The 21,777-nt window shown below is 50.3% G+C and carries 15 protein-coding genes; 6 read left to right on the top strand and 9 right to left on the bottom strand.

The genetic code is table 11. The annotated features are described in order from the left end of the window. Positions 1–104: 104 nt before the first annotated feature. From MJB10_RS00795 to MJB10_RS00775, 5 genes are all read right to left on the bottom strand, one after another. The gene (locus tag MJB10_RS00795) at positions 105–1,037 is read right to left on the bottom strand and encodes a DUF4340 domain-containing protein (protein WP_314800585.1); all 933 of its coding nucleotides are present in this window, start codon (positions 1,035–1,037) and stop codon (positions 105–107) included. Further along, positions 1,034–2,422, bottom strand: a complete 1,389-nt coding sequence (locus MJB10_RS00790) for a GldG family protein (protein WP_314800582.1) — start codon at positions 2,420–2,422, stop codon at positions 1,034–1,036. The genes MJB10_RS00795 and MJB10_RS00790 overlap by 4 nt, the downstream gene beginning before the upstream one ends. Before the next feature lie 5 nt (positions 2,423–2,427). Then, positions 2,428–3,144: an ABC transporter permease subunit gene (locus MJB10_RS00785; RefSeq protein WP_314800580.1), complete on the bottom strand. Its 717-nt coding sequence runs from the start codon at positions 3,142–3,144 to the stop codon at positions 2,428–2,430. After that, complete coding sequence (locus tag MJB10_RS00780) at positions 3,137–4,222, bottom strand: ABC transporter ATP-binding protein (protein WP_314800577.1); 1,086 nt, start codon at positions 4,220–4,222, stop codon at positions 3,137–3,139. The genes MJB10_RS00785 and MJB10_RS00780 overlap by 8 nt, the downstream gene beginning before the upstream one ends. Before the next feature lie 594 nt (positions 4,223–4,816). Continuing rightward, positions 4,817–7,354, bottom strand: coding sequence for a DUF3656 domain-containing U32 family peptidase (locus MJB10_RS00775; protein WP_314800575.1), 2,538 nt, complete (start codon positions 7,352–7,354; stop codon positions 4,817–4,819). A 230-nt stretch (positions 7,355–7,584) separates the two neighbouring features. Here MJB10_RS00775 and MJB10_RS00770 point away from each other — a divergent pair, with 230 nt between their 5' ends. The 6 genes from MJB10_RS00770 to MJB10_RS00745 all read left to right on the top strand — a co-directional run bounded on the left by MJB10_RS00770 (position 7,585) and on the right by MJB10_RS00745 (position 15,600). After that, positions 7,585–10,842, top strand: a complete 3,258-nt coding sequence (locus tag MJB10_RS00770; protein ID WP_314800572.1) for an FG-GAP repeat domain-containing protein — start codon at positions 7,585–7,587, stop codon at positions 10,840–10,842. A gap of 39 nt (positions 10,843–10,881) precedes the next feature. Then, positions 10,882–11,139, top strand: a complete 258-nt coding sequence (locus MJB10_RS00765; RefSeq protein ID WP_314800570.1) for an acyl carrier protein — start codon at positions 10,882–10,884, stop codon at positions 11,137–11,139. Positions 11,140–11,145: 6 nt separating this feature from the next. After that, positions 11,146–12,345, top strand: coding sequence for a class-II aminoacyl-tRNA synthetase family protein (locus MJB10_RS00760; RefSeq protein ID WP_314800568.1), 1,200 nt, complete (start codon positions 11,146–11,148; stop codon positions 12,343–12,345). 34 nt (positions 12,346–12,379) lie between these two features. After that, complete coding sequence (locus tag MJB10_RS00755) at positions 12,380–13,294, top strand: hypothetical protein (protein ID WP_314800565.1); 915 nt, start codon at positions 12,380–12,382, stop codon at positions 13,292–13,294. 131 nt (positions 13,295–13,425) lie between these two features. Then, positions 13,426–14,580, top strand: a complete 1,155-nt coding sequence (locus MJB10_RS00750) for an MBOAT family O-acyltransferase (protein WP_314800563.1) — start codon at positions 13,426–13,428, stop codon at positions 14,578–14,580. Between the two features lie 51 nt (positions 14,581–14,631). After that, on the top strand, positions 14,632–15,600 hold the full coding sequence (locus MJB10_RS00745; protein WP_314800561.1) for a sugar phosphate isomerase/epimerase family protein: 969 nt from the start codon (positions 14,632–14,634) through the stop codon (positions 15,598–15,600). A 92-nt stretch (positions 15,601–15,692) separates the two neighbouring features. Here the strand turns inward: MJB10_RS00745 and MJB10_RS00740 are convergent, their stop codons facing one another. From MJB10_RS00740 to uvrB, 4 genes are all read right to left on the bottom strand, one after another. Next, entirely contained in the window at positions 15,693–15,896 is a 204-nt protein-coding gene (locus tag MJB10_RS00740; RefSeq protein WP_314800559.1) for a hypothetical protein, read from the bottom strand. Between the two features lie 285 nt (positions 15,897–16,181). Beyond that, positions 16,182–16,331, bottom strand: a complete 150-nt coding sequence (locus MJB10_RS00735) for a hypothetical protein (RefSeq protein ID WP_314800556.1) — start codon at positions 16,329–16,331, stop codon at positions 16,182–16,184. A 263-nt stretch (positions 16,332–16,594) separates the two neighbouring features. Next, the gene (gene uvrA / locus MJB10_RS00730; protein WP_314800548.1) at positions 16,595–19,477 is read right to left on the bottom strand and encodes an excinuclease ABC subunit UvrA; all 2,883 of its coding nucleotides are present in this window, start codon (positions 19,475–19,477) and stop codon (positions 16,595–16,597) included. Positions 19,478–19,521: 44 nt separating this feature from the next. Then, the gene (uvrB, locus tag MJB10_RS00725) at positions 19,522–21,519 is read right to left on the bottom strand and encodes an excinuclease ABC subunit UvrB (RefSeq protein WP_314800544.1); all 1,998 of its coding nucleotides are present in this window, start codon (positions 21,517–21,519) and stop codon (positions 19,522–19,524) included. Between the last annotated feature and the right edge of the window lie 258 nt (positions 21,520–21,777).

The following is a 21,777-nucleotide window of genomic DNA, read 5'->3' as shown; positions in this document are numbered from 1 at the left end:
CTTTCCTACCTTTATTTTTCCCAAATTATGCCGTTTTATGTCGATTGAACAAAAAAACTGCCCCATCCCAGCACACGGCTGTATGGAGCAGTTAGTTTTAGTTATTACGATGCAGGCTGAGCAGGTTTCCCCGCATAGGCATCTGCTAATTTTTGAATGTCTTCGGCGGTTAGCGCATAAGCCCATTGCCCGCCTTGCTTAGCCAGCCAGATTTGATCGCCGCTGCTCTTGCCTTCGTAGACGTCGGTCACGTCCTTGCCATCTACGGTCAAGGCGATCTCGAGCTTAAGCTCTCCGCCTGTCGTCGGCTTCGCAGCGGCCGCTTGCGGAAGCTCTGCGCTGTGCAGGAAGATCAGCTGATCCAGCAGCGGACTTGCGTCTGCGCCCTTGAGCTCTTTATCCCCCAGCTTCCAGCTCGCATCTGCAGCGACCTTATCCTTATCGCTTTTGGCGAGCGTCCACGACTGGCCCTTCCATGTCAACTTGACACTTTGCACCTTGTCGTTCTCAAGCTGAATCGGACTCGTCTGCGCGAAATCCACAGGAGCTTTCTTTAGCGAGGTCAACGGTTGATCACTCACTTGATACACGGCAGGAGCACCTGCCACTTGCACGTAGGAGAAGCCTTGGATCGGCAGCGCCGTTCCGACGAGCAAGCCTTTCTTCGAGCCATCCTTCATGGTGACTTCATAGGTGCCGACTGGCTTATCCAAGCCGTATTCGACTAGATTCGTCGCCTGCTCGTCAACCAATTTGGTCGATGTCACGAGACCTATCGCATCTAGCCAAGCATCCACTTGGTTCGCATTGATTGGCGCCGCTTGCGGCTTTTGCATATCCCATCCATTGGTTGTGCGGTTCAGTAGCGTCAGTCCGCCTTCCGTAGATAGCGAGATGGCTTGCACTTCTTCTTGCTTCAAGGTCAGAAGGGACTTCGGTTCATCTTTCTTCTCTTGGAAGAAGTCCTTGGTTGAGGCGTACCAGAAGCCGCCAATACATAGGACGACTAACAGAATCGTGGGAATAAACCGTTTCATCCTCTTCTCCTCCTCCACCAGATCAAACCGCCAATAACCAGGAACAGAAGCGGCAAGATCACGATCGTAACGAGGAAAATGGTGTTTGCTTGGCTAGGCGTAATCATCGCTTGTTGATACGCGTCCCCTTTGCGCGGACGGATCGTAATCTGATCCTTCTGCTCTTGCAGCCAGCTGATGCTGTTGAGTGCAAAATCTTTATTCCCCTGATTCTGAATATCTTGATCCAGCACAAAAGTCGAACCGCCAAGAATAACAGCCTTCGGCTTGCTATCTTTATCCGCAACCGCATAACCCAAGTTGAGTGGTCCTTTGACATCGGTCGCATCCTGCTTCGTTTTGGACTGTGCCAGCCCATTGATATCCGTTTCGCCATAAGCCTTATCCGTTGTGGTCAACAACAGCGATTTCGTATAATCCGGCGCGCTTTCATCCGTATTCAACGTCACTGCTAATGAAAGCATTGTGATCAAATTATTGCTGGACAACTTATTCGTAATATCATGTGATCCGTATTGCGGGATAATCGTTAAAGGATCGTACAAGGACGTTTGCTTCGCTTCAATTGCGATCGCATGTTGATCTTTAACACCAAACGAATTCATGATCGCGTCAATGTTTTTCCATTTGGTCGACATATCCTTGTTGAAGCCCAGGGCGATATAAATCTTGCCCTTGCCCTTCAAATATTCCTGAATGAGTGACGCTTCCTTATCGTTCAGGTCGTTCTGCGGTCCAAGCAGCATAAGCATTTGGGCGTCATCTGGGATTTTGCCTTCCACATAAAGGTTCAAATCCTTGACGTCATAATTTGCAGCTGCCAGGCTGCTTTTGAATATACTCATCGCTGTTCCCGGGTACTCTTGATGACCTGAGAGCAGATAAACCGTGTGCTTCTCTGTGGATGTCAGACTTTGAATCGCTTGCGTAAATTTCTCTTCGCCCGAGAACGTATATGAACCGTCCTGTTGCCCGTTAAACAGTTCATAGTAGTTGATATTTTGCTTTTTGGTACCCAGCTCGAAAATAATCGTTCCGCCTTGATCCACCCCGTATTGCTTGGCCATGGAAGGCTGTTTGAGCATATCGTACTCGTCGAACGTGATTTTGCCACTGCGCTTCTTATACTCCGCCATCATATCCGACACCTGACGGGTGACGAACTCATTGCCGTCTCCACTGTTCGTGAAGGCGATCACGTGAATATCTTGATTCAGATTTTGAAGTGTTGTGGTCGTTTGTTCTGTGAGTGTGAAGTTTTTGTTCTTCGTCAAATCTACCTGAAAGCCTTTCAGCGAGTGTAGGAAGATTGTCAGAAGGATGAAAATGCCGATAGCGGCGATTGATAGGACTGTCGCGTTCGTTCCCCGTATCCACTTATTCATTCCGCTCACCTCCAACGCTTTCTTTCAAGGACTTGTATACATAGAACCAGGAACAAGGCAGTTAATGTCACGTAAAAGAGGATGTCGCCGCCGTGGAGCACGCCCTTTTGCAGGTTGCTCAGGTGGCTGGTCAAGGAGAATTGACCGACATAATCCTTTAATTTGCCTGTCATGCTGCTGCTTACCCAATCCAAGAGCCAGAGCAGGAGCAAAATAACGAAGGCCGAGATTCCCGCTACCATCTGGTTATTCGATAGGCTGGATGCGAATAGTCCAATCGCCATCATCGCACAGCCTAAAAGGAACATGCTCAAGTAAGACAGCCATGTTACAGGCTTATCCAGTGTGCCAAACGCAGACATAATCAACGGATAGATCAAACTGACCGCTACTAAACCGATTTGCACAATGAGCGCTGACAAATATTTGCCCAAGATGATTTCGCCAATACCTGTTGGCGACGTCAGGAGCAACTCATCGGTTCCTTGACGGAACTCGTCCGCGATTAGACGCATGGTGATGAGCGGGATAATGAACAGATAGATGAACGAGGTGTTGCCCACAATGGAGCGCGCATCAACGATCGGCGGCTGTCCACTCACGAAATTAATGTAGAAAAAGAAGCTCGACAGCAGCACGTAGAAGGCAAACGCGACATACGCAACTGGCGAAAAGAAATACATTTGAAGCTCTTTCGAGCAAATGGCCCAGATTCTACGCATCGGTGTCTACCTCCTCGGATGGTACAAGTTCAGGCTCCGCTGGCTCGTCTGTCGTCAGCTTGAGGAAAATATCCTCCAGGCTGAGGCTTTCCCGCTTCATCTCTAGAATCGGGTAGCCTGCTCCAGCGAGGCGGAAGAACAACGCTTCGCGGATGTCTTCGGCGCGATCTGCCGAGGTTACAAGCAGCTTCACGGATTCCGTCGGCGTTGGCGCGACGGCTAGAGCTGGAGAAGCGGCTTCGTCCGTCGCGGACTCCGCTTCGAGCGCTGGCGCTGCCTGTGCAGGTGGCGTTTCGTTCGCCGCTGCCGTGTCGACTTCCTTCACTTCGCCGACGGACGGCAGGCTGCGCAGTTCGGTCAAGATCCGCTCGCGAGGTCCCTTGACCTCGAGCGACACCTCGAACGTCTCGCCCATTGTGCGGCCGAGATGCTCTGGACGCTCGTCGAGGACGACGCGGCCCTGGTTAATAATCAGAACGCGGTTACAAATCGCGTTAATTTCAGGCAAAATGTGCGTGCTCAGCAGCACAGTGTGGTTCTCGCCCAGCTCATGGATAAGCTGGCGGATCTCGATGATCTGCTTCGGATCGAGGCCCGACGTGGGCTCGTCCAGAACAAGCAGATCTGGCTTGTGCAGAATCGCTTGCGCGAGTCCGACGCGCTGCTTATAGCCCTTGGACAGGGAGCGAATGATTTGCTTCTCGCGACCTTGCAAGCCCAGCTTGCTGATCGCTTCGCTGACAGCGAGCTTCTGCTCGCGCGCAGGCACGTCACGCAGATTCGCGATGAAGCGCAGGTACGATTGTACCGTCATCTCCGGATACAAAGGTGGTGTTTCTGGCAGGTAGCCGATCTTGCGGCGCGCCTTCTTCGGACTTTCGGCCATGGAGTGGCCGTCTACCCAGATTTGACCATGCGTCGGATTCAGGTAACCTGTGATCATGCGCATTGTCGTTGTTTTGCCAGCACCGTTCGGCCCCAAGAAGCCGACGATTTCTCCACGCTGCATCGAGAAGTCGATGTTATGTACGCCGCGGCTGTTTTCGTAGAGCTTGCTGACTTGTTTGACCTCTAGCATCCAAGATCCCCCATTTCTATTCGTTCATTACTTACCATCATCACTATACGGAAGGAACAATAAACCAACATTAAGCGAATCTGAAAAATAGATTAAAATATTGTGTCTAAATTGTGAACTTGCGGTGACATTCTAAATGAACATGCTCTGCGTCGAGGCGCCTTATACTGCCTGATTGATTTAACTGGAAAAAATGCAGATAATTCTGCTGGAATTGCTGGTTTTGTTTAAATAACTGGAAAAGTACAGCTAATTCCCCACAAAGCCAGAATATCCAGAGGAAAGCTTACGATTAACTGGATATTTCCAGTTATATCTCATTGTTATCAAAAAATCAGCGATTTAGATGCATGTTTTCCATTTAGATATTGGAGGCGGGCGATCAGGTAGACTTGCTCTTCCACATTGGCATGTTGCTTGGCATCGAATAGAAGGTTGACCTCTGGATGTTGGTCCTAAATTAGAATTTTGGGGCGGGGATGGGGTTTGCGGTGGGGGTGGGGTGTGTACAAAACGAAAAATGACCCATGCAGACAATAAACCACCTGCGTGAGTCACTTCGACATCTATTCGTCTACTTACCTTACACCATCACTATTTCACGAGTGTTCCTTTAGTGACACCTAGCTGGTTCGTCGCCTTCAGCGAGCGCCATACTTGTGTGCCGCTGATTTGACCATCGATCGCGCGACGGTACAGTTCAAGAATCTCCGTTACTTTCTCAGGCGTCTCTTCCAAGAACTCGACACGGAACGAGCGGATGCCAAGGTCCATGAAATGGTTCAAGTACTCTGCGCCTGACTGATCAACCGCGTTGTACACGGTGTTGCGGCAGCCCTCATCTACGCGTACTGGATGCGACATGCCAACTCGGTCTTGCAAGGACACACGTTGCTCCTCACACGGACGACCGCAATTCGTATAATCCGTACCTTCGCTGAGGAAGGTACAGTAGACGCAGTGCTCCGTGTGGAACATCGGCATATGCTGATGGATCACGACTTCAAGCTTGGATGTTTCCGCACGGCGAAGCAGATCGACCATCTGCTGAATGTTCAAATCGTACGATGGCGTTACTTTGGACAAGCCAGCTTCCAAGAATAATGCGGCCGTCTTATGGTTAGCCACATTCAAGGAGAAATCGCCAATCAGCTGTGGATGGTGCGCATCTGGATTCTCCAAGCGGTGCTTCAATAAGAAGAACGCTGCGCCTGTGTTACGGATCAGAACCGCATCTGGCCCCAGCTTTAGAATATTCTTAAAATAGCCCGTTTCCCCTGGCATATGAATCCGTGGCGTGACCAGGGCGATCTTGCGCCCAGCCGCATGAACGGCTTCAACCGCCGCAGGGAACTGCTTAATAAATTCGAAATCCGCATAAATCAAGCCAACGTCCGTTGTCGCCAGCACAGCCTTCACCTGGTCCAGGTTGCGGCATAGCGCGGTCAGCTCCACCTCGCTGCGCTCGGAAGCCGTTAAGCCACCTGCTTCAGCTTGTTTCACGGCCGCAGTAGCTGGCACGTCGTCATACACGCCGACGGCGCGCTTGATGTACGCGCGCGGCTTCTGGCGCTCGTCTTCCATCAACTCAACAGCCATGCGACGCATGCTGTTCAGCTCACGCATCGGCACGATCAACGCGCCGTCCAGCTGGACATCCAGCTCGGCAAGCTCGTAAATCGTGCCGCCCAGGCGACCGAACTGCTCGGTGAAGAGCTGTTCGTCCATCGGTCTCTTCTCCGCTTGAACCAGCGGAAGCTCGGACTGTACGAAGACGGTATGACCGCCGCGCGTGTCCGTCCACCAGCTTTTCAGCGGCTCCCCGAGCACGCCGCTCACTCTTACACTTACCGGGAACGTACGGTAAGGTTTATCCGTTTCAAACGTCTGGCGCAAACGCTTGTCCAGCGCAGGATCATTCGTCTTCCAGATGCGGTCGCCCACATGAAGACGTCCCAGGTCCACATCGTTGCGTCCCATGACGATTTCGATCAATCCACCCTCGGCTTCACCCTCGAGTTTCTCGCCTTTGCGGCGCAAATCGTAGATGCGTCCGCCCTCTTCCTTCTTCGTCGGGTCCCCCGCGTCGAACACAAGCCCGTCGCCGCGCTTCAGCGGCGCCTCTAGCTCGCAGATGACGGCATCGCGCAGAATCTGCTTGATGCGGCCCACAAACACGCCGCGGCTCTTCGGAAACGTGCCGTCGACCAATTGCTTGTTGTTGGTTCCTTGCAGGAAACCAACCGTAAATCCACGCGAGAAGCTTTGCTGCAGCTCACGCACTTCCTCTTTGGAAGGTCGCGCGTCCTCCCCATCGAAATAACGATCAATCGCTTTGCGATATTTGCTCACAACATTGGCTACATATTCAGGGGTCTTCAGACGCCCCTCAATTTTGAAAGAACGAACGCCCGCTTCGATCAGCTCAGGCACGATTTCAATGGCTGCCAAATCCTTCGGCGACAGCAAATACGTCACATCGCCCATTGGCTTCTGTACGCCATCGACCATCAAATCATACGGCAAGCGGCACGCTTGCGCGCACTCGCCGCGGTTCGCGGAGCGGCCTCCCCACATCTCCGAGGTTAAACACTGGCCCGAGTAGGAAACGCAAAGCGCACCATGCACGAACACTTCCATTGGAAGCTTCGCCTGATCACCGATTTGTTTGATTTGTTTCAAATTATTTTCACGCCCGAGCACGACACGCTCGATATCGAACGGTTTGGTAAACTCAACCGCCTCTGGCGATGTAATCGTCATCTGCGTGGAACCGTGAATCGGGAAATCGGGGGAGATTTCACGAATCATTTTGACTAAACCTAAATCCTGTACAATGACCGCATCTACGCCTGCATCCACACACGCTTCAATTAACTGCTTCGCGTCGTTCAACTCTTCCTCAAACACGAGAATGTTAAACGTAAGGAAGCCCTGAACGCCATATAGATGAAGGAATGACATAATGTCGGGCAGCTCCGCCATCGTAAAGTTGTGCGCACGAGCGCGCGCATTAAATTTCTCCACACCAAAAAACACGGCATCCGCCCCATTGGCAACAGCCGCTCGCAAACAATCCCAATCCCCCGCAGGGGCTAATAATTCTACATCTTCTCTCCGTATCGTACGCATAGCAGCAAATCCTTTCAATTATAGATCATGGGCCGACCCTCTAAGTCTTCTCTTTAGTGTAACAGAAACAATAGGGGGGAATCTAGGGCAGGGTGATACTTCCATAGGTTTCACGTTCCGACAAGGCGGTCTTGCCTTTAAAAGTTAACAAACGTACCTATGAATGCTATAATGGCAAGGATAGTAGGACGAATTGCAATCTTTTTAACAATTGAGGGATAACGTTGATTTTGTCGAAAATTCGTATACTGAAATTGGTGATCGGGCTCGGTTTGAGTTGTCTCATTCTAGTTGTATTGCTTCTATTTTTACCAAAAGTAGAAGCAACTAAGCTGCTCTATGCCACGAATGGTGATGCTTTCGATACGGCGGCTTATGGCCATTTCGAGCAAACCCTGCAGGCTGGTGTTCATATTGATAAACAAAACTTACTTACCCTCTCCTCCCGTCAGCTGCGCAGCTATGATGCGTTGTATCTCGATCCAGGACTAGTTGAAGATCCTGATTGGACGAAACAAGAGGAGAAATTGATTGCGTTCGTGAAGCAAGGCGGCCATTTGTTGTTGGAAAATGAGTTCGCTGAACGATTTCCGTTGGATTTCCTAGGGGCTAAAGCGATTATTGATTTGAAAAAGCTGCCGCTTACTGATTTCGGTTCATCTGTTGTTACTGTAAACACATTTACGCTCAGCTATCCGCAAGTACCTATTAATTTGCAAGGCATTCAACAAACCTTTCAACTATTTACAAACAGTTATTTAAAGCATACTAAAATGGATGATATGCCAGGTTTTAACCTTGGATTTGGTTTTACACCTTCCGCTGGTGTTTCTGTTGTGAACATGGGTAAAGCATTCGAGTCCAAGACGCCCGTTTCCCTTGTTATGCATAATCGGGTAGGCAAAGGCGCTGTCTTGATCAGCAGCAATTTCCTGCCGAATCGTTACTTTGCCACAGGCTATGACATGATGAGCGGCTCGGATCCGAAGCTAGGCTTCGCCCAATATGCAGCCAAATATCAATCAGAGAGCAAATTTACACCTGGAACGACGTATTTCAATAAAAGAGCGCTGCCGATTGAACCTTATTTCAATTTTGCTTGGGCCGCTGCCAACATGCAATACCGCAGCGAGCTGCTGGCTTATGTCTCGAAAGAGACGCTCGGGTACAGCGTGAAGAAAAGCCTTGGGCCTTATGGGCGACCTGCGATGGCGTTTCAGAACCATTTCGAGGCGATGCCCGCCATTGGGCAAAAGGATGGCATTGCCTGGGCGGAGACGCTCAAAACGTATAACGAGGTTCCCTCGTTCACGTTGGTTCGCAACGCCTTCTACTGGGGCAAATGGCGCGAGAGCATAACCGTGCAGCTCAACACAGGAACGAACGCGAAGCCGTCGTTCGTCGGTGAGCTGCCTGGCTCAGGCTACGCGAGCGGCCTGCACGTCATGGCGGCCGGCGTACCACTGCGGCAAGCCACGTACCCCCAAGATCGCGATCTGGCGAGCGCGATTGAACTGCCTTACCGCGCGTACCCTGCCGCCGCGGACCTGAACGGCGACGGCCGCACTGACGTGCTGGCCGGCAGCAGTGACGGATTCGTGTACGTCTACACGAATCAAGGGCCGGACGCGGCGGCTTACGCCAGTGAGCCGCTGCCGAAGGGCCTGGCGCAGCCCGACACGTTCGGCGCGCCATCGAAGCTGTTGCTGGAGAGCGGCGCGCCGCTCCAGCTCGGCCCTTACAGTGCCGTTCACGCCGCTGACGTGAACGGGGACGGCCGCACGGACCTCGTCGTCTCCGACGAGTCCGGCGCGGTGTGGTCCCTGCCGCAGCTCGCGGGCGGCAGGTTCGGTCAGCCCGCGGCGGTACGCGCGGGCAGTGCCGCGCTGCAGCTGCCCGCAGGGCCTGCAGCGCCGTTCGTCGCCGACGTGAACGGCGACGGCAAACTCGACCTCGTCCTAGGCGCAGCCGATGGACGAGTGTGGCTCTACAAGGGCCGCAGCGCAGCGGCCCTGGATCTTGAACCGAAAGGCAGCGTAATCATCACGCTGCCGCACCAGGCCACGCACGCCGCGCCAGCGGTGCGTGACCTCAATCAAGATGGCCGACCAGATCTCGTGGTCGGCAGCAGCGACGGGGACCTGCAGGTGTTCCTCCAAGGCGCCGATGGCGCTTGGACAGCACAAGGTCCCCTCGAAGGGACAACCTTGAACCAAGTCGGCGACCATGCCTTGGTGGCGGGCCATTATTCGGTACCTTTGTGGCTGGATCTTAATCACGACAGCAAGGATGACCTCGTCGTAGGCGGCATTGAGTTTGGATCGCCTGTGGCGATCGACGATCCGCATTTCCCTTACAAAGCAGAGTTAAACGCGTTCATTCAGTACGCGCGCGACAATCATTTACAACTAAATCCGCATATTTTTGTGCATAATTTTAAGAGTACGGAAGACGAGAAGGCTGAGATCGCTTTACATAAACAAGCTTTCGAAAAGCTGGGTATTCCTTGGCTCCACCCTGGAACGAACCAGCATACGTGGCGTGTGAACAATGAGGATCATGTGCAGACGCTGCAATCCGAAACAGGGCAAGGCATGTGGTACAATTTCGGATTTTTCCCAGCGGAGTCCCCTGTCCTTGACCGCCCGCGATCGATCTGGTCGCTGCCTTTTATGCTGCAAAATGGGTCAGAAAAGAACAGCACGCCGATGCTCATTCATACACCTACCCCTGTGCTACGGCCGACAGGCGATTTTGCGAACACTGACGTATTCGAGTCCATGGCCAAACTCGATATGCCGATCGATTACTTCGAGCATATTGAATATCATTACCCTGTGCCTGAGAAGGTTGCGGAGTTAACCGAATTTGCCGATTACTTTGACAAGCTTCGTACGAAGCATGATTATAATTTTATGTCCGAGACGCAGATGGCCAAATCGTTCCTAACCGCGATGAAAAGCGAGGTTCGCATTAGCCAATCCTGGGCGTCCTACTTATGGGATCGTCTCAAAGATCATTTAAGCGGCAGTAACCCGCATTTCCATGCGACCTTAACGGTCGATGCTTCCGCTGTCCCATCCTTAGCCGAAGAGTATGCGGACACCCTAGGTGTCTCCATCGAAAAAGGCGAGAAGCTGGCCCAGTACTCTCTGCAAAGTGATGCCCATGTGTACACAACGATCGAAAACAAGCTCTACCTCGGTTTAACAGGCAAAACGAACCTTCATATTGGTCCTGCTTCCCAGCAGCTCCATGTGGTGCGTTCGAATGTGCCTTTCACCCTTAGCTCGGAAGGCAATAAGCAGCAAGTGAAGCTGCAATCGGCAGGGCTGCAGCAATTGAAGTTGTATAGTCCTAACGAGCTCACTTTCGAGGCTAGCGATGCTGCTGTCGTTCATGACGCAGCCGCACATACGTATACGATCACCCGTTATGGTGACGTGAGGACCCTTACTTTTACAAGCGCTGTCGATGCTCAGCCATAACTCATTCCACCTACTTTACTTAAATCAGGAGGCTTTCCCATGTCTAACGAATCCCTACTCGCTGAGCTGGAACAGCATATTCGCGAACGCTACGAAATTGCTGAGGACGATGATGATTTCAACGTAGACGTTCATCTCTTCGACTACGGCTTCATCGACTCCGTCGGTGCAACGGCGTTAATTGCTCATATCGAGAAAACGTACAATATCCAAGTGACGAACCAGGATTTAATGTTGTATCCCATGAACACGGTAAGTGAAATTGCCGAATTTATTTCCAAGAAGACAGCGAGGTAAATAAGCATGAATACGGTTAAAATTTCATTGGCAGGCTTGGCCGAAAGCCAACATGGACAAGTCAAATATGCCTCTGCTTTCGCAGATGAGCATATTCACGATATCGCTTTAGTTGACGGTCACATCCATATTACCCACAGCTCACCGAATGGTGATGAAGGGATTACCGCGCGAGTGGAGCGCTTGATTGAGCGTTTCTCCCACGGTGATTTCGGCTTCAAAGAAAACATCCTGTTCGAGCACAAAGTGAACACGCCGTACGAAGGCGACATTATTGCTGAGCTTGTGGAACGCAAGGCGATTAAAGTGCTTGAGCCGGGCCTCTTCATTTTCCGTGAGCCGTTCTCCAGCTTGATGCGCTTCCTGGACTACTCGTTCGTCACGAAGATCGCCAAACGCTTCGAAGGCATGCAAGAGGAGCAATATCCTGCCGTCATTCACAGCCATACGCTCAACAAAACGAATCACTTCACGTCTTTCCCGGAGCACATCCATTTCGTGACGCATCTTCGCGAGGATTTGGATGTCATCGAATCGTTCTCCCAATCCATTCGTGAGGCGGGCGGTTGGGATCAAGAGAAGCCATTGGCGATGGATGCGAACATGGTCAAGCCTAACTTCATGATGAATCCTTCTACGTGCTACCACTGCTATGAAGGTTTGGAAAATGAAACGCTTGAAGGCGACGGAATCGTCGTCACAGCCATTGCGAAATGTCATCGTTTCGAGTCCAAAAACCACTCCGATTTCGGACGCTTGCTTGACTTCTCGATGCGCGAAATCATTTTCGTCGGTAAGCCTGACTTCGTCAAAGAGAACCGCCTGAAATCGATTGAATATTTGAAAGAGCTCGCCGTAGAGTGGAACGTAGACAGCATGCTGGAGATCGCGAACGATCCGTTCTTCACGAACGATTTCCAAGTGAAAGCGTCGTTCCAGCGCAACCAAGAGATGAAGTATGAGCTTCGCCTCTCCATCCCGCATGTGAAGAAGTCAATTGCCTGCTCTTCGGTCAACTTCCATAGCAACACGTTCGGTAACGCCTTTAATATTAAAATGGGCAAACGCAACGCCGTCACTGGCTGCGTCGGCTTCGGTATTGAGCGTTGGGCGTTCGCATTCCTTGCCCAGTACGGACTTGATGAGTCGCAATGGCCTGCTACTTTCCGCGAGCAGTACCACGCTTGGCAAGAGAAAGCACTATAAGTTTTTTCCATTTCAAAGATAATGAGTGATTCTATTGAAAGCAGCCGCCTTTCTTAAAAAAAATAGCTTTGTGCTCGGCTTGTTGCTCGCCATCGTCGTCTCCGACCTCCTCATCTCGCAGTGGGACCCGATGGCGTCTTCACGCCGTTTCTACAAGAACGACTTTACCAAAACACTCTACCATCACGGCTGGTCCCATTCGGGTCCAGTTTTCTTCGGTAATTCGTCCGTAACGGGGGCTTATATCGAAGAGAAGGCAGATAGCCATCTGGTGGAGATGGGGCTCTCCTACGGGAAGCTGACCGATCTTAAATCGATCCTGAAGGATGACCTCTATCAGGTTCAAGATGAGCTCGTCATTGGAATCGATGTTCATACGATGCTCGACGCCCTCGAGACTGACCCAACCTATCAGTGGTTTAAGCCCTGGTACCAGCCGTATGTGTATACGTACCGCGACTACTTCCGAGATTCGGGCGAGGAGTTCGCTCGCAATCTGAGCAAGGGCAGCCTAGACTACCAGCCACGCTGGATCGATAAAGAGCTGTACCCTGGACGTAAGGATGATACCGCCTTGAAGGTCAAGTGGGATGACTATAACCAGCGCTTCGGCGCCATGACCTTGAAAGATTTTAAGCAAAATCTAGACGCCTTGCAGTGGGTACTGCAGTATGCCGACGAGCACAAGCTCGCGCTGCGTGTGATCTGGATGCCATGGAATGGTGGCTACGCCGATCCACCCTATGTGGCTTCACTGAAAGAGGCGGTTAATGCTCAGCTTCAGGCCGCGAAGGTACCGACACTTGACCTCATGCATATGTTTGAGCCGCGCTATTTCCATGACCTGGTCCACCTGAACCGCGAAGAGGGTGCGCCGATCTTTACGAAGGAGGTTGACACATGGTTAAATTCCTTAGGAAAACCATCGAAATCCTCATCTACCTCGTGATGCTATACTTGGTTTTCGTATATTTTACCGGCAAGGGACTATTCATTTACGAAAAGTTCTAGCCTTGAATTCAGCCTTTCTAGCAGTTCTAGTAGGTCCAGCATTTCTAGCAAGCGAGGAGTTCTCTAGCTATGTTTTATATGCACATGAACGCGATGGTCGCAATGAGCGGCATGATCGCCGTTCTCATGCTTACCCGCAAGTGGGCGGATAATAAACGCATCTTAATGATCATTTTCAGCCTATGCTTTCTGCTGTTGTTCAGCAAAAAGCTGGTCGTTTTCTATGCCATTTTTACCCTAATCAATTATGTCGGCTTCGTGTATTTATGTCGGACAACTCTCTGGCGCAAGGCCACCTTCATCTTCGGAATTGCGGCCAACATTGTGGGCGTTTTTCTCGGGGTTCGCTTTTTCGTGATGGGGATTTTCCACAATCCGATGTTTGATACGATTATTTATTTGGGCCTCATTTATAACGTGTTGAAGGTCATTGATGCTTATTATTTCGCTTATTTCTTTGGCAAAGACGGCGAAGTACCCGCCATCGATTATGCGAACTATGTGTTGTTCATCCCGACCTTCACGTCGGGTCCGATTCTAAAATTCCGTGATTTCATGGCGGATAGCAAAAAGCCCTACACCGTCGACGCCAAACTGTTCGAAGACAGTGTAAAGCGGATTATTCTTGGCCTTTTTAAGAAAATTGTTGTTGTCACATGGATGACGGGTATTTTCAATAACGTGCTCTCGCATGAGCTTCACACATGGCATTCCTTGTTCCTGTTGATCTGGTTCTACGCACTGATTTATTTCGACTTCTCGGGGTATTCGGACATGGCGATTGGCTTTGGGCGTTTGATGGGCTATACGATGCCGGAAAACTTCAAAAAACCCCTCCTGTCCCCCTCGATGACGCAATTTTGGCGGAATTGGCATGTGACGTTGGGTGACTTTTTCCGAGACCACATCTTCATGTTCTTCTCGCGCAAAACGCCCTCTGTCGGGCTCACCGCAAGCCTCTCCATCCTGATCATGGTATTGATGGGTCTCTGGCACGGCTTTACATGGCTGTACTTCCTCTATGGGCTGTACCATGGCATTATTATTGCACTGGAGAATATGTTTAAAATCACGACCGTGAATCGGAAAAAGGTGTCCAAAGCCTACTTCTATTTCCGCTGCCTCATCACACAGACGTTGGTTACGTTCTCAGTTATTATTTACAGTTCGAATTGGGAGACGGTGCTTCGCATTTATAAAGGCTTGCTTCATTTTACTGGATGATAGTGGTATAATTTGATCTGATTGTTTGACTAATTCTGGAGGTGTAACCTAATGAAGTTAGGCGTATTTATGGTTCTATTCGGTGGAAAACCTTTCGAGGAAGCGCTGGATTATATCGCGGCGAAAGGCTTGGACGCTGTTGAAATTGGTACTGGCGGTTACCCGGGTACAGCTCATTGCAACCCAAGTGAACTTCTTGCTGATGCAGGAAAATTGAAAGCATTTAAAAAAGCGGTAGAATCCCGCGGCTTGACGATCAGCGCATTAAGCGCGCACGGTAACCCTCTTCACCCGCAAAAGCAAATCGCAAAAGAATTCCACGATGCAATTATACAAACGATTGAACTCGCTGAGCGTCTTGAAGTTCCTGTTGTAAACACATTCTCTGGCTGCCCTGGCGACCACGAGGATGCGAAATACCCGAACTGGCCAGTAGCCCCTTGGCCGAACGATTTCCAAGAGATTCTGGACTGGCAGTGGACGAACAAAGTTATTCCGTACTGGAAAGAAACAGGTAAATTCGCTTCTGATCGTAATATCAAAATCGGTCTTGAGCTGCACGGCGGTTTCTCCGTACATACGCCAGCTACCCTTCTTCGCCTGCGTGAAGCGGCTGGTGAAGTAATTGGTGCCAACTTGGATCCAAGTCACATGTGGTGGCAGGGGATTGACCCCGTTCAAGCGGTGCAAATCCTTGGTCGCGCTAACGCGATTCACCATTTCCACGCGAAGGATACATCGCATGATTACAACAACACAAACCGCTTTGGCGTAACGGACATGCAGTCCTACGCTAACATGCTTGATCGCTCCTGGCAGTTCCGCTCCGTTGGTTTCGGCCACGACATGAAAGTATGGGCTGACATCATCTCCGCATTGCGTCTAGTCGGCTACGACTACGTGGTCAGCATCGAGCACGAAGATGGTTTGATGTCCGTAGACGAAGGCTTCTCCAAAGCTGTTCAAAACCTGCAACAAGTTCTCATCAAGGAACCACTTGGTGAAATGTGGTGGGTATAAACTTCAATCACTCATATTGATTGAGAAAAGCCCACAGGCTCAAGATCTAAGGATCTTGTATCCTGTGGGCTTTTAATTGTTGCTTCTATGTACTACCAACCCTTAATCATGATAACGTCCATGAATAGGAAAACAAGTAGCGCAACAGTTCCAAATCCTAATGCAAACAAATTACGTTTAGGGTTAATCAATTGTCTGATTACCGCAATGCCAATAATCACTGTGAAGATCAACACATAAATGTCAAAAGCTGTATACGTACTTGTTGATGCTTCAGCTGCTTCCGCGAATAACATGGTGAAACCTCCTTATAGTAACTCGGTGCAAGGCACACGTCCTGCTATTTTAATACTATGTTAGCTTGATTAGACACGAGATGCAAGTAGTTGTCCCGATGTGTAACAAGTTTGTCACCTTTTGTTTGGGTTCCCCTCATGGCGCGAAGTCCCTCACACGTATAAACTGTCCAAATGCTCTCCAATTTATTACTTTGGTATGCGGCTAAAAAGAGAGAATCCCTTAGCCAACTTGATGGCTTTGGGATTCCCTCTTCGCTTCGCGTATGTCATGCGCTGCTGTCTTTATCCAGCCAGCGATTCTCGATGATCTTCGTCTTCTTCGTACTCGTTCAACCCTGCATAGGCCAGCTCCTCTTCTTGCCATGCTAGAAATCGGAACGGATCAATCCCCAAAGCAGATACAATCTCTTGAAGCTCTAACGTCGGTTTCATTTTTCACTAGCCTCCATAACAAATAATTTGACTACACTGCTATATCTCTCAATCATCATGTCATTAGTTAGGTAGAAGGAGATGTTCACTGTTGCTTACTATTATTATAGGCTTAATTTCAATTAATTGGAAAGAGGGTTAAATTGTCGAAGCCTGACTCATTCGATTAATCTTCCCTTAATGTATGTGTCGAATTTGTTTCAAAAGGCAAAAAGCCTGAAAACGGCTTTACGCATGGCCGCTTCCAAGCTTAATGTTCGGTTCTAGCTAACGGAGCCTTCTAGAATCTCCAATCGCTTCGCATAATCCTCTGAACGCTCCCGATCCCGCTCGAGGATCGGCTTCAAATACTGGCCGGTATACGACCCGGCCACCTTCACGACATCCTCTGGCGTACCCGACGCCACGATCAAGCCCCCGCGGCTGCCACCTTCGGGTCCTAGATCGATGAGGTGGTCCGCCGTCTTGATGACATCGAGGTTATGCTCGATGACCAACACGGTTTCACCGCTCTCCACGAGGCGGTGCAGCACCTTCAGCAGACGATCGATATCGTGGATGTGGAGCCCCGTTGTGGGCTCATCCAGGATGTAGATCGTCTTGCCTGTACTGCGGCGGTACAACTCCGCCGCGAGCTTCACACGCTGGGCTTCGCCGCCTGACAGCGTGGTCGCTGGCTGGCCGAGGGTCATGTAGCCCAGCCCCACATCCAGAAGTGTCGTCAGTTTACGATGAATGCGCGGCAAGTTCTGGAAGAACTCGCAGCCGTCTTCAATCGTCATCTCCAACACTTCCGAAATGCTCTTGCCTTTATATTTCACTTCCATCGTCTCGCGGTTGTAGCGTTTGCCTTTGCAGATTTCGCAAGGCACGTACACGTCCGGCAGGAAGTGCATCTCGATCTTGATGATGCCGTCTCCACGGCAAGCCTCGCAACGGCCGCCTTTCACGTTAAAGCTGAAACGGCCCTTCTTGTAGCCGCGCACCTTGGCTTCATTCGTATTCGCGTACACATCGCGAATATCATCGAATACGCCTGTGTAGGTGGCAGGATTAGAACGCGGTGTGCGCCCGATTGGCGATTGGTCGATGTCGATGACCTTATCAATATGCTCCAGACCGGCAATTTCTTTATGCTCGCCAGGACGCACCTTCGCCCCGTTCAAATCGCGTGCAAGCGTTTTGAATAGAATTTCATTGATCAATGTACTTTTCCCTGATCCCGATACACCAGTCACACACGTGAATACCCCTAGCGGTATTTTGGCCGAGACGTTGCGCAGGTTATTTTCTTTGGCTCCTTTGACTTCAAGCCATTTGCCAATCGGCTTGCGACGTTCTGCTGGAATCGGAATGAACCGCTTCCCGCTTAAGTATTGGCCCGTCAGTGAGTTCTCGTCAGCCATGAGCTCAGTAGGCGTGCCTTGCGCAATGACTTGTCCGCCGTGGATGCCAGCGCCAGGGCCGATATCGATGATATAATCCGCTGCCATCATTGTATCTTCATCGTGCTCCACGACGATCAAGGTGTTCCCGAGATCACGCATATGCTCTAGCGTCTGAATCAACCGGGTATTATCCCGTTGGTGCAAGCCGATACTCGGCTCATCCAAAATATAGAGGACGCCCATTAGGCTGGAGCCAATTTGCGTAGCCAAGCGAATGCGCTGCGCTTCTCCCCCTGACAGAGTGCCTGCTGAACGATGCATCGTTAAATAATCGAGACCTACGTTCACGAGGAAACCTAGACGCGCGCGGATTTCCTTAAGAATCAGGTTGGAGATCGTCAGCTCTCGTTCATTCAATTCCAGCCCTTTGAACCATTCTTCCGCCTCGCCAATGGATAAGGACGTTGCGTGGGCGATGTTCTTGCCGTTGATTGTCACTGCAAGCGTCTCAGGCTTCAAGCGCTGCCCTTTACACTTCGGACACGGCTTCGTGCTCATATAGGTCTGAATGTGCTCGCGAATGCCCTCTGAGAACGTATCTTTGAATCGGCGCTCCAGGTTACGAATAATCCCTTCGAACGGTACGAGCGCTTCCTTCGTGGCACCCATGTCATTCTCATAACGGAAGCGAATCTTCTCGCCTCCCGTTCCGTACAAAATGACCTTCATTTGATCACTGCTTAGTTCCGATACAGGGACATTCCGTGGAATATGATAATGCTCACACACCGCAGCAAGGAACTGCGGATAATAGTTAGACGTGCTGCCTGCCCACGCTTCAAATGCGCCCTCTTCAATCGTTAGCTTTCCATCGGGAACTAAGAGATCAGGGTCCACGATCATCTGACTCCCTAACCCGTCGCATTCTGGACAAGCTCCGAATGGACTGTTAAAGGAAAACATACGTGGCGCAAGCTCTTCCACACTGAAACCACACTCTGGGCATGCGAGGTTTTGGCTAAATAGCAGCTCTTCTTGTTCCATCACATCCACAATGACTCGCCCGTTCGCCAATTTCAACGCAGTTTCGAGTGAATCGGCCAGACGTGTCTGCACATCATCTTTGACGACAATACGGTCTACGACCACATCAATGGTATGTTTCTTATTTTTGTCGAGCTCTATTTTCTCAGAGAGGTCCATGGTCTCTCCGTTTACACGTACACGGACAAACCCTTGCTTCTGCACATCCGTGAACAACTTCGAATGCTCACCTTTGCGGCCTGAAACGAGCGGAGCCAGAATTTGAATTTTCGTACGCTCTGGGTACTCCATAATGCGATCAACCATTTGTTCCACGGTTTGCGACGTGATCTCTATGCCGTGTGTCGGGCAATGCGGACGCCCGATACGGGCGAACAGCAACCTTAAATAGTCATAAATTTCAGTAACCGTTCCTACCGTGGAACGCGGATTGCGGCTCGTTGTTTTCTGGTCAATTGAAATCGCAGGCGACAGGCCATCAATCGAATCAACATCTGGCTTATCCATATTCCCAAGAAATTGACGCGCATAAGCAGATAGCGATTCAACGTACCTGCGCTGCCCTTCTGCATAAATCGTATCAAAGGCCAGCGATGATTTCCCAGATCCGCTCAAGCCCGTAAGAACGACGAACTTATCACGCGGAATGGTGACATCAATATTTTTAAGATTGTGAGCTCTCGCTCCTTTAATGACGATCTGATCTCTAGACACAGATAACCTTCCTCTCCTATGTGACACTGATGCTCCCCTTGTTGCTAGGCATCAGCCTTCATTTCCATAATTGCGTCACGCAGCTGTGCGGCACGCTCGAATTGCAAGTTCTTCGCCGCCTCTTTCATCTCGCCTTCCAGGCGTTCGATGAGCGTAGCGCGATCTTTTTTCGACATTTTGGCGCCCTTCACATCGGCCAGATAATCGGACTTCTGTTCGGCGACTTTCGTAGCCTCGATGACATCGCGAACTTTCTTCGCGATCGTCTGCGGCGTAATCCCCAATCGCTCATTGTTGGCTTCTTGCAAGCTTCGACGGCGATTCGTTTCCGAGATCGCTTTCTCCATCGAATCCGTGATTTTATCCCCGTACATGATCACGCGGCCATCCGCATTACGCGCTGCACGGCCAATCGTCTGGATCAACGAGCGCTCCGAGCGCAAGAACCCTTCCTTATCCGCATCCAGAATGGCGACAAGCGATACTTCCGGTAGATCGAGGCCTTCTCTCAGCAAGTTAATCCCAATCAGCACGTGGAATGTCCCCAACCGCAAATCCCGAAGAATCTGCATCCGTTCAAACGTCTTAATATCCGAGTGCAAATACCGTACTTTAATCCCGATTTCCTTGAAATAGTCCGTTAAATCCTCGGACATTTTCTTCGTTAATGTCGTCACCAACACCCGCTCATCTTTGCGAACGCGATCTTGTATTTCTGCAATCAGATCGTCAATCTGCCCTTTGGTCGGACGAACCTCAATGATCGGATCGAGCAACCCTGTAGGCCGAATAATTTGTTGAATCATCGTCGGACAATGTTCTAATTCATAAGGCCCTGGCGTTGCTGAAATATATAAAATTTGAGTGACCTTGTCTTCGAATTCCTCAAAGCGTAGCGGCCGATTATCCAAGGCAGACGGCAGCCGGAAGCCATGCTCTACCAGCACATCTTTCCTCGCCTTATCCCCATTGAACATCGCTCGAATTTGCGGCAGCGTCACATGGGATTCATCGACCATGAACAGCATGTCGTCTGGGAAATAATCCAGCAACGTATACGGCGTTGCTCCCCGTTCACGGAAGGTCAGAGGCCCCGAGTAATTCTCGATCCCCGAGCAGAATCCCATCTCCTCCATCATTTCCATATCGTAACGTGTTCGCTGCTCCAAACGCTGCGCTTCCAGAAGCTTTCCTTGCTCTCTAAGTTCTGCAAGCCGTTCTTCCAGCTCACGCCCGATGTTTACGAGCGCCCGCTTCATCGTATCTTCATGCGTTACGAAGTGAGACGCCGGGAAAATTGCGATATGCTCGCGCTGACCAATAATTTCCCCTGTGAGGACGTTGATTTCGGTAATCTTCTCAATCTCATCCCCAAAAAGCTCGACACGCACCGCATGCTCACTATGCGACGCTGGGAAAATTTCTACAACATCGCCGCGCACACGGAACGTACCGCGCACAAAGTTCAAATCATTGCGCTGATATTGAATATCCACGAGCCTGTGCAGAATTTCATTCCGCGATTTCTCCATACCAACACGCAGTGAGAGCAGCATATTCCCGTATTCCATCGGAGAACCCAAGCCATAAATACACGAAACGCTGGCAACGACAATAACGTCGCGGCGTTCGAATAAGGAGCTCGTCGCGGAGTGGCGAAGTTTATCAATTTCTTCATTTACACTGGAATCTTTCTCGATGTACGTATCGGAGGAGGCAATGTAGGCTTCTGGCTGGTAGTAGTCGTAATAACTGACAAAGTAGGATACCGCATTATGAGGGAAAAACTCTTTGAATTCGCTGCACAATTGCGCGGCTAAAGTTTTGTTATGAGCTATGATCAAGGTAGGTCGGTTTAATTTCGCGATAACTTGCGCTGCTGTGAACGTCTTGCCTGTTCCCGTCGCACCGAGCAGCGTCTGATGCTTGTTGCCGGCTTCGATACTCCGTACAATTTCATCAATAGCTTGGGGCTGATCCCCTTGTGGCTGAAATTCGGAGACAAGCTCGAATTTCTTGGAGCTCATGACGATTTCATTCATCCATTATCACCCTCGATTTCCGAAATAAATCGAACTTTTATCCTATAAACTTTCCCTTTCGACATTCCGATAAAGAAGTCTATGGTACTTTTTGTCCATATATGACGGATTGTAGTACGAAATCCAACATAAGAATGTTTGTTCTCGTTTTTTTATTATACTCTTTTTGACGCATGGATGCAAACAGCATTCCCAGTTTAAGCCTTATGTTAGGCGGCTTTTGCGAGCAGCGGTATCTATTCTTTTTATACGAATTAG

The sequence above is a fragment of the Paenibacillus sp. MBLB1832 genome, assembly GCF_032271945.1.
GTDB classification, from domain to species: Bacteria; Bacillota; Bacilli; order Paenibacillales; family NBRC-103111; genus Paenibacillus_E; species Paenibacillus_E roseopurpureus.
This window is presented reverse-complemented; position numbering and strand designations above follow the sequence as displayed.